The sequence below is a fragment of the Blastocatellia bacterium genome (assembly GCA_025054955.1).
In the GTDB taxonomy this organism is placed as follows: Bacteria; Acidobacteriota; Blastocatellia; order HR10; family J050; genus JANWZE01.
This window is the reverse complement of the sequence record JANWZE010000031.1, coordinates 126073-137321: the sequence shown is the minus strand read 5'-3', so window position 1 is coordinate 137321 and position 11249 is coordinate 126073. Positions and strand designations below refer to the sequence as shown.

Below are 11249 nucleotides of genomic sequence, written 5' to 3'. Positions count from 1 at the left end.
GCCGACGCACTGCCCTGATTCCGAATCGTGAAACTCACCGTCACGTTCGACCCAGCAGTCATCGTCGTCGGACTTACACTGAGGTTCTGCACGATCAGATCGGGCTGCGCCGCCACAATCGTGATCGGCGTTGCTGCCGTGTTGTTCCCTTCGTTCGATTCGGCCACCGCGTTCGGCGCATCCGCGATCACACCGATGAACTGCGTCCCCGCTGTCGCTCCAGCAGGAATCGTCACCACCTGCGTGAACGCTTGCTGCGCACCAGCCGCCAGCACAGGCGTCGCCACACTCAACAACACCTGATCAGCGCCGGTGATCACGTTATCCACCGACAACACGATGTTGTGACTCGTCGAAGCCGCCGACGCACTGCCCTGATTCCGAATCGTGAAACTCACCGTCACGCTCGACCCAGCACTCACCGTCGTCGGACTCACACTGAGGTTCTGCACAATCAGATCAGGTTGCAGCGCCACAATCGTGATCGGCGTCGCAGCCGTGTTGTTCCCTTCGTCGGACTCTGTCACTGTGTTCGGCGCATCCGCGATCACACCGATGAACTGCGTCCCCGCTGCCGCTCCAGCAGGAATCGTCACCACCTGCGTGAACGCTTGCTGCGCACCAGCCGCCAGCACAGGCGTCGCCACACTCAACAACACCTGATCAGCACCGGTGATCACGTTATCCACCGACAACACGATGTTGTGACTCGTCGAAGCTGCCGACGCACTGCCCTGATTCCGAATCGTGAAACTCACCGTCACGTTCGATCCAGCGTTGGCCGTCGTCGGACTCACACTGAGGTTCTGCACGATCAGATCAGGTTGCAGCGCCACAATCGTGATCGGCGTCGCTGCCGTGTTGTTCCCTTCGTTCGATTCGGCCACCGCGTTCGGCGCATCCGCGATCACACCGATGAACTGCGTCCCGGCTGCCGCGCTCCCAGGAATCGTCACTGTCTGCGAAAATGCCTGCGCCGCGCCTGCCGCCAGTGCCGGCGTCGCTACGCTCAATAACAATTGATCGCCAGTGGTGATGTTGTTGTCCGGTGACAGCACAATGGTGTGGGTAGCGCTGCCGGCTGTCGCATTCCCCTGATTGCGAATGGTGAAATTAACTGTGACGTTAGCTCCGGGCGCTGCGCTGGTTGGACTGATGCTCAGGTTTTCCACGACGAAATCCGGCGCTTGTGGCGGCGGCGCGCCACTTGGAACTAACGCAACGGAGCGCTCGGCGAATGTAGCCGTATCCAAGGATTGCGCCGGTCCGAGTGTTTGGGCGACAAACGGATTTGGCGTATTCAATCCGCGAATGACTGAAACCGTGTTGCTGCCGGCATTGGCCACGAGCGCGATCTGCCCGTCGGATGAGATGGACAATCCAGCAGGCGATTGACCGACGGTCAGGTTTTGCAATAAGGTCAAATTCGTGCCGCTGACCTGAAAAACCGAGACGGTATTGCCGCCCGTGTTTGTCACCAGCGCCTTGGTTCCGTCAGGTGTTAAAGCGATCGCCTGCGGATTGGGGCCGACGCCGGTGAACACGCGGTTTGCGCCGAATGGGACATTACCGGGCAACAACCCGGAGATGACCTCAATACTGTTGCCAAGCGTGTTCGCCACAAATGCCGTATTGCCATCGGGTGTGAACGCGATGCCATTGGGTCCTTGATCGGTGTCAATCGTGCCGCGCAATGTGGGCGCGCCAGGAAAACCGCCGAGGATGACCACCCGATTTGAATTGAATAGTGAGACGAGCACAGTCGTGCCGGCTGGCGAGATAGCGGCATCTTCAGCCACCGTGTTATTCGCGCCTGTGATGGAAAACGTTCCTGATACGGCCGGTGAACTGGGCAAACCTTGGATGATGCGATAGGTGACCGGCGAACTCAACGCATTGAACACAATGGCAGTGCTGCTGTCGGGTGTGATCACAACGGCATTGGGCGTGTTGCCGGTTTGAATCGTCTGGCCTTGTGCCGGATTCGATTGCAAATTGTTAATGATCGTGACTGAATCACCCGCGCCGGTGGGATAGGCGATGGCGTATTGACCGTTCGGCGCGATGACGACTTCGGCATTATTGCCTTGTGTGGCGATGCTGCTGCCGATTGTTGGCGTCGTGGCGATATTCAAGATGCTGGTTAGATCACCCGTGCCGTTGTCGCCGCGATTCGGATCAATGTAGGAAGCAACAAGGGCGTCCACGCCGCCGCTCGGTTGTTGTTGCACGGTGACGATGGCGCGAATGCCCAGATTGCCGCCGCCGATATTGGGAATGGTTTCGGTCAAGGTGAACGTCGCGCCGGCAGGATCAGTGGAGAAATAGGACCGGCGGTTCGATGTTGGGCTGGTATCGGTAGCGCCGGCGAACGTTGGCGAATTAAACTGCACGCGAAATCCTACAACGAAATCGCCAGAGTTGATGGTCACGCTCGGCACCGAATAGTTGTTGAACGAACCGAGCGATTGAATCGTGGCGTTGGTTTGCTGAAACGTAGTTCCGTTGATGTTTTCGTCACCGTCAGGATTGGTGCCAACAAGCAACGTCACCGGCAGGTTGACCGAGATGCCTTGCGCGGACCGCCAAAAGATTCTGATCTGCGACAACGTAGCCGGATAGCTCGGCGGTCGCAGCCGATTGACGAAGTAGGTTGTTCCGGGGCTGTTCAATCCCAGCGATGTTTCAAACGAGCCGTCGTCCACGCTCAGCTCCGTGGTTTGAGCAACGCTGGCAACCGCATCCAGCTCACCATCAGCGACCGACAATTGATCGTCATATTCGACCACGCCCGAGTCATCAACGGCGATCTCTTGTTGTAATGAATCGGCGTGGGCTGCCAGCCGCTGCGTCATGCCTGGTTGTCCTAGTGTGAATAGCCCTAACGGAATTCCTATGATAATGGCAAGGAAATAACCGAGTGCTTGATGAGTACGAATGTGCTTCACGATCTTGTCTCCTCCTGAGATTTGTTCATGTCCGTGCAGGCGACTCGGGCCACTAGCGCCCGCACGAGAACTTTCGTTTTCCATCGTGATCACGAGTTTTTGGATTGCCAGCTCGCTGCTCGATTGAGCTGAAGCAATCCAAAAACTGATCCAATGCTAGTTGCGACGAAGGGCCAAGGCAACGCCCTTAGGCGACCGGCCCGTCGGTCTTGTTCCCAGAAACATTGCGCCACTGCCGGGCATCACGGCAAACGACGAAATTGTATTGGACTGGCTGTTGGTCACGTGGAAAAATCCTTTCGGATCAAATGCCACGCCGGCCGGGCCGCTCCCTTGAGTCAGAGCGATGCCACGCGGTGTCACGGTTCCTGTCCGTGAAATCTGGAAGAGCGCCACCAATCCCAGTGGTTGTTTTCCTGATCCGCCTGTGAGCGTCACGGCGGCCACGCCGTCTGGACCGATGTCAATCGAGGTCGGACCATTGCCCGCTGGTATAGCAGCCAGTGGAATCAGCGGAACGGCCGGATTCTGTGGAACCAGAAACACGCTCATGTTGTTTGTCGAGGGACTGGTCGCCACGGCCACATTTCCGCTGGGCAGCACATCAATGGAGCTAGGCGGGCCAGCGCCCGGCGGCATGCTCACCGTGCCAACCGGATTGACCGTGCCGCTGCTCATGTCCATGCTATAGACGCTGATGTTGCTCGAGCCGCTATTGGCGACATAGACTTGATTATTCATGTCATTGATGGTCACAGCCGTAGGATTTTGCCCTGTCGGCACGGTCTGCATCGGCGTCAAATTCCCATTGGTTGGGCTGACGGCGTAGACCGTCGCCGTATTCGATCCCGTATTGGCCACAATAGCCATGTGCCCGCTGTTATCAATGGCCACGGCTTGCGGATTGCCGCCTGTATCCACTGTGCCGACCGGCGTCAGTTGACCAGATGACGGGTTGACGGTGTAGATGCCCACCGAGTTGTTGTTCTCATTGACCACATAAACCGGCTGGCCGCTGATGGCATAAGGCGACGGCTGCATCGCCGGTCCGACGGCAATGCCCTGTGGTCCAGAGCCGGCAGGTACAGTTCCAGCCGGTTGCAAAGACCCGTTGCTGTTGACCGTATAGATGGAGACATCTGACGAGCCATTGTTGCTCACGAAAGCGAATTGACCGTCAGGCGTCAGTTGAGCTGGCGGTGGTGGCGGCGGTGCACTGTAGCTTCCACCAAGCACCGTCAACCCAACAAGCAAGAAACATCCGAGAATGATGAGAAACCGATTACGTGAGATGACCGATTGCTTCATAACGTCCTCCTAGTGAGTGCCTGAACTGATACCCATTGAAGTCACCACTGTCACTCCCCCCTCAATCAACATCAGCTCAGTGCGGGTGCATAAGAATAAATCAAGAACAACCGAGACTCAAGACCCAAAACTCAAGACTGAAATTTTGTCAAGGGGCCCTGGGTCTCGGTCTGCTGCGTTTACTCAATTGGAACGACTCGCGGGCGAATCCTTTCCAGCTTCTCTTGTTCAACCGGTTCGCTCGTCTTGCCGAACGGGCGCGTATTGATCACAGGTCGAATGCCGACGTTGAAGAATCGTCCTGCTCCATCCTGGATTGTAGAAAGTTGGTACGTCTGACCGTTGAACGACAGGAACGAGCGAATGGCCGGATTGAGCGCGCGGCCGCCATCCGGATAAATCCCGTTGGCCGGGTCAGCGACAAAGCCGACATAAAACACACCGGAGTTAATCACCGGGCCGCCACTGCCCAGCGTGAGCGTGTTGAAGACACCCTGATTGGCGGGGACGCTGGCCAGAATCGTCCGATCAACGACCAACGGCGGATTGACCGGCGGCGTGTTGCCGCCAGCCGGATCAACGAAGGCAATGATCCGAACCGGTCGGCCACTGGGCGAGGGTCGCCCCGGATGCTGCGCCAAGAAGATGCTGATCTCTTCCAGCCGCGCCGGATAGGCCGTCGGCTGCACGCGATTGACGACAAACACGCTGCCCGCCACATCAATCAGCCGGCCAACACAAGCCACATCCTCGATGACATGCAACTCGCGCGACAAGCCGCGTGAAATGCGCAAGCTGTAATCCACCCGTTGCACATCGAACAGGCCGCGCCGCACACGCGAGACGCCGATGAAATAGACGCCTGCTTCCAACACGCGCGGGCCGATCACTTCCGATTGCCCCGTGTCGGTTGTAGCCGCTGCCAGCAACTGCACGCCTTCAGGGAACAGCGTCAGATCATTCGATTGCTGGAACAGGTAGAGGTTGTAGTCCACGTCAGCTTGGCCAAAATTCAATGTGAATTGGAAATTGTCACGCTGCGCCACATTCAATCGGAACCAATCATGTACCAGATCATCACGCATGCATTCGTTATCAATCTGGTTAGTATCCGATCCGGCATCACCCGGTCGCGCATTTCCATTCACGGTTAACGTCTGACCTCGCCCCGGCACCGGCAACAGATTGGCCGCTGGCGGATCATTGTTGGGCTCGCTCTCGTTCACGATGGCCAACTGCGTTTGCACGGTCACGTTGACGTTCTGCGGGCTGTTTTGCGCGCCCGGCGCGTTGATCGTGACCGTGGCCTGACGTGTGCCGGCCACGCCCGGCGGCGTCACAAAAATGGTCAGCGTACTGGATTGACCAGCAGCCAGCGTGCCCATCGTGGGTGTGAAGCTGATCAAGCTCGCGTCATTCGTGCTCACCAGATAGGTGAACGCGCTGCCGCCGGTGTTTTGCACTGTCACCGATTGCGATGGCGGCGTTGTATCGCCAACAAACGTGTTGAACACGAGCGATGTAGGTGACACGTTCAGAATCCCTGGCGGACCGCTCGCGTTGACGATCACGGTCACTGTCTGCGGGCTGTTTTGCGCGCCCGGGGCGCTCACTGTGATCAACGCCTGTCGTGTGCCGGGTTGACTGGGCGGAATGACAAACACCGTGATGACGGTTGATTGTAGTGCCGTTAATGTTCCGGCCGTCGGGGAGACGGTCGCTAAGCTGGTGTCGCTGCTCGAGACGGTGAAGTTCATGCTACCGCTGCCCACATTCTGGACGGTGAAATTCTGCGATTGCGGCGGGCCGCCAGCCGTCACATTGAACGTGAGCGTGGTGGGCGAGACGCTCAAGCTGGGTTGTTGAAAATTGACGATGGCGCGAATACCGAAATCTCCAGCGGGAACTCCGCCACCGATGTCATCCACGATAGTGAAATTGATACCATTGGTAGACACGTAAGATCGGCGATTGGACGGCGGCGTTGTATCCAATGCGCCGGGGAACACGTTGGCCGCAATAGTAATGCGGAATCCAACGACGAAATCGCCAGAGTTGATCGTCAGCGCCGGCACGTTGTAGCTATTAAATTGGCCGAGCGCGCCGATGGTGGCCGGCGTTTGCGTAAACGGTGTGTTATCAATGTTGGCATCACCGTCGGGATTGGCGCCGGTCAGCAATGTGATTGCAGCCCCCTGTGTCAGGTTATCGCCAATGCGAAAGAAGATGCGCAGTTGCGAGAGCGTCGCCGGATAACTGGGCGGTTGCAGCCGATTGACAAAGGAGAGCGTCGCTGGCTGATTTGCGCCTAGCGCCGTTTCGTATGTGCCGTCATCAACAAATAACTCCGTGAATTGAGCGGGCGTGTCCGACTCATCAGCCACGGCAGTGATCGCGTTGGCTGCCACAGCATATTTCTCCGTTTGCGGTGAAGCAGCCGACGTGCTCAACCCATTGACGAGATGCCCTGTCAAACTTGACAAGCCTAAGCAAGCCCCAACGACCAGCGTCAGGATGCAGTTTACTGGTCGGTTCTTCTTCATGTTTGTTCCTCCCTATAAAAAGAGCCCACGAAACACACGAACCTCACGAAAGAATTGTATTTTCATCGTTCGTGGTGAGCGCGGAGCTCATGGGCGATTCCCTTAAAAAGAGCCCACGAGACATACGAACGCCACCGACGAATCCCGTTTTCTTGCTCCGTCGCGTGCTTCTGCGCATGGGCTATTTCTCACAAGACCGGACGTGTGGGCGCATGCACGAAGTGTCCTCCGTCACACGCCCACCGACCTTGACCCCGTGCATGGGCGTGTGGATGGAACGCTACTGGCTCGTCCGCCCACACGCCCATACGTGATTACTGCTGCACATTCACCGAGAGGTTTCGCGGCAAAGCCGCTTCAATGCCATCACGACCAGAAAGCTCGCTTGGCGCTTCCGCTGATGCTTTGCCAAACGGGCGCGTATTCACCGTCGCGCGGATGGCCACGTTGAACAATCGCCCGGTGCTCGGATCCTCGATGTTGAGAATTTGGTACGTCTGTCCGTTGTTTGTAGAAACGAATGAGCGCAGGCTCTGATTGAGCACGCGACCAGCATCGGGGAAGATGCCGTTATTCGTGTCCACAATGTAGCCGACGTAAAAATCACCTGAATTGATCACCGGGCCGCTGCTGCCGAGATTGAGCGTATTGAACCGACCTCGACCATCGCCCGGCAGACTGATCGTCAGCAGTTGGTTCACCACCAGCGACGGATTCGCTGGAGGCGTGCCACTGCCGCTGGGATCAATAAACGCAATCATGCGCACGGTTCGGCCACTGGGCGACGGTCGCCCCTCATGCGGGAAGAAGAGCGCCGAGATCGCCTCCAGCCGCGCCGGATAACTGGTCGGCCGCACGCGGTTGACGACGTAGTAATTATTCGTTGAGTCGTCATCCACGCGGAAGCCAACACAAGCGACATCCTCAATGACGTGCAGCTCCGGTGACTGACTGCGCGCGACGGTGAGCGTGTAATTAGCCGATTGGAAGTCGCTGCTATCATTGCGACGCACGCGCCGCACGCCGAGGAAGTAGGTGCCCGGCTCCAACACGCGCGAGCCAATCACATCTTGCTGGCCAGCAGCGAGCGTCGAACTGCTCATCAATTGCACGCCATCAGGGAACGTGGCCGGATTGTTGACCTCCTGGAAGAGATACAGATCGAAATCCGCGCTCGACGTCGGTGAACTCAGCGTGAAGCGGAAGGCATCGCGCTGGAAGACGTTCAAGCGGAACCAATCTTGAATCAATCCATCGTTGCCGCACTCCTGAATGAGCTGAATCAAATTCGTGCCCAGATCATCAGGCGTGCCGGCGCCGGTGATCGAGAGCGATTGACCCGATGATGGCACATTCAACAACGTGGCCGATTGCGGATTGTTGTTCGGTTCGTTGGGATCAATGCCGCCACCAGGATTGGTGATGATCGTGATGTTGACAATAAACGGACTGTTCTGCGCGCCCGGCGCGCTGACGATCAGTTGCGACGTGGTCGTGCCCGGCGTGTTCGGGTTGATCACCGAGACAGGCACCGACCGTGACTGACCGGCCAGCAACGTCCCACTCGATTCCGCCACGCTCACAGGCGCGCCACTCGTGGTGATGGTGAATGTCAGCGAGCCGCCGCCGGTGTTTTGCACCGTAATCGGCTGCGGCGGCGGATTCCCCTGACCGACAACCGCCACAAATGTCAACGAGCTGGGGAATACATTCAAAACAGCCGGCGCAGAAGTTGTATTGACCGTCACAATCACAGTGCGCGGGCTATTCTGCGCCCCCGGCGCGTTGATCGTCAAGGTCGCCTGGCGCGTGCCCGCTGTGGTCGGCGGCGTGACAAAGACAGTCACAGTTTGTTGCTGTCCGCCAAATACGGTTCCGCTATCAGGCGAGATCGAAACCAATCCCGGATTGCTATTGCTGATGCTATAGAAAAATGACCCGCTGCCGATGTTCCTCACCAAGAACGTTTGCGAGACCGGCGTCGTGTCTCCGACCTGCGTGTTGAACGTCAACGATGTGGGCGAAACATCCAAAATGGCCGGCGCCCCTGTCGTGTTCACTATCACTGTCACTGTCCGCGGACTGTTCTGCGCACCCGGCGCGCTCACCGTCAACACCGCTTGCCGCGTCCCAGCCTGATTCGGATTGCTCACAAACACCGTCACCGTTTGCGATTGTCCGCCAAACACTGTCCCACTGCTCGGCGAGAAACTAACCAAACTCGGATCGCTGTTGCTGATCGAGTAGGTGAACGATCCGCTGCCAATGTTTCTCACCAAAAAGCTCTGCGCTGGCGGATTCCCACCACCAACTTGCGTGTTGAACGTCAACGATGTGGGCGAAACATCCAAAATGGCCGGCGCCCCTGTCGTGTTCACTATCACTGTCACCGTTCGCGGGCTGTTCTGCGCCCCCGGCGCGCTCACCGTCAACACCGCTTGCCGCGTCCCAGCAGATGTTGGCGGCGTGACAAACACAGTGATGACGTTGGACTGACCGGGTTGCAGGAAGCCGCTATCGGGCGAGAGCGTGACCAGGCTTGGATTGTTGTTGCTGATCGAGTATGAGAACGCGCTGTTGCCTGTGTTACGCACGAGGAACTGTTGCGAAGGAGGCGTGGTATCGCCGACCTGAGTATTGAATGTCAACGAGGTCGTTGAAACATCCAGAATCCCGCCACCTGTGCCGGTGACGCCACTCACGAACGCAATAGAGCGTTCAGCAAACACAGCCGTATCCCATGGTGACGAACCGCCCAGCGTGGCAGCGACATAAGGGCTTGATGTATCAATGCCGCGTAGCACGGAGACAGTCCGGCTATTGGCATTGGCCACTAGCGCCGCGCTGCCATCCTGAGATACATCTAAGCCGGCGGGCGCAGAACCTACCGAGAGTCTCTGGACATGCTGCAAATCATCGCCATTGCCCACGATCCTGAAAATGGACACGCTATTATCGCCGGTGTTGGTCACGATGATCCGCGAGCGTCCCGGCACGAGCGCGATGGCCTGCGGCGTATCGCGAACATTATCGCGGATGCGGCGAACAAAGAACGGTTGAACGCCCTGCCGCAAGCCGGAAACGACGCAAATACTGTCGTCGAGCGAACAGGCGACGAAGGCGGTGTTGCCATCAGGACCAAATGCCACGCCATTCGGTCCATCTCTGACGTCCACGCGGCCTCGGACAAACGGCGATCCGCTGCGAATGCCGTCAATGATGGCGACCTCATCATCGTCAAACAGCGAAACGATTGCCGTATCACCCGATGGCGACAACGCCACATCTTCGACGCCCGAATTGTTTCCGGTGACTGTATTGGGAATGGTGAACAGTGGCGATACAGATGGATTAAAGGGCAAATTGCTGATGATGCGGTACGACACCGGATTGGTGAACGCATTGAATACAATCGCGGTGCTGCTGTCGGGTGTGATGGCTGCTGCATTCGGCGTATTGCCGATGGGCAAGACACGACTCTCTACCGGATTAGGTTGATTTAATCCGGTGATGATTGAGACCGAATCGCCATTGCCAGTGGGCAGCGCCAGCGCATATTGGCCATTGGGCGCGACCACTACTTCGGCATTGTTGCCTTGGGTCAAGATGGTAGTGCCCAACTGACCGGTTGTGAGGTCGCGGATGGTAGTCAGATCGCCGGTCCCGGTATCGTTGTTGGAAACGTAAGAAGCCAGCAACGCGCCCGTTTGCGCAGACGACGTTTGCAAATTGACAATCGCTCGAATACCAAGATCACCATCCGGCACGTTATTGTTGATGTCATCCACGAGCGTGAAATTCACCCCGTTGGTCGAAGCATACGACCGACGCGACGGCGATGACGTGTCCAGCGCGCCGGGGAAGACGTTTGCCGGAATCGTCATGCGAAAGCCAACGACGAAATCGCCGGCATTGATCGTCACAGCCGGTGTATTGTAGAGGTTGAACTGGCCGAGACTTTGGATTGTGCCACTGAACTGCTGAAACGACGTCCCATCAATGTCGGCATCGCCGTCAGGGTTTGTGCCGACCAACAGCGTAATGGATGAGCCAACCGTCAAGTTATCGTTGGTGCGAAACGGAATGCGCAGTTGCACGAGCGTGGCCGGATAGCTGGGTGGACGCAATCGGTTGATCAGGTAGATTGTGCCGGGTTGATTCAATCCGAGCGCCGTTTCAAACGAACCATCATCCACGCTCAACTCGGTGCTTGCTTGAAAGGGAGTATCAGCTTCATCAAGCGATTCGCCCTGGAGGGTCGCGGTGATGGTTTCAGTTTCGCCGTGCTGAGCCACGCTATAAGGAACATCGAATGAAGAATCGGCAGAGACGGTCGCTTCTCCTGACAGGTCGCTCCTGTCAGCGTAAGCGAAGAGGCCCAGTGGAATACTGAGGAACAAAGTTAGTAAGAGGCTGAATGCCCGAATATGAACTTGCTTCATGACCTTTT

Annotated in this window: 4 protein-coding genes; all 4 read right to left on the bottom strand. The window is 57.3% G+C overall.

From position 1 onward, the window contains the following. On the bottom strand, nt 1-2948 hold a 2948-nt coding region (locus NZ823_04215; GenBank protein ID MCS6804333.1), incomplete at its 3' end, for a beta-propeller fold lactonase family protein. Between the two features lie 156 nt (nt 2949-3104). Then, nucleotides 3105-4256: a beta-propeller fold lactonase family protein gene (locus tag NZ823_04210; protein MCS6804332.1), complete on the bottom strand. Its 1152-nt coding sequence runs from the start codon at nt 4254-4256 to the stop codon at nt 3105-3107. Between the two features lie 179 nt (nt 4257-4435). After that, on the bottom strand, nt 4436-6799 hold the full coding sequence (locus NZ823_04205) for a mobile sperm domain-containing protein (GenBank protein MCS6804331.1): 2364 nt from the start codon (nt 6797-6799) through the stop codon (nt 4436-4438). A 314-nt stretch (nt 6800-7113) separates the two neighbouring features. Next, entirely contained in the window at nt 7114-11241 is a 4128-nt protein-coding gene (locus tag NZ823_04200) for a beta-propeller fold lactonase family protein (protein ID MCS6804330.1), read from the bottom strand. Nucleotides 11242-11249 lie beyond the last annotated feature (8 nt).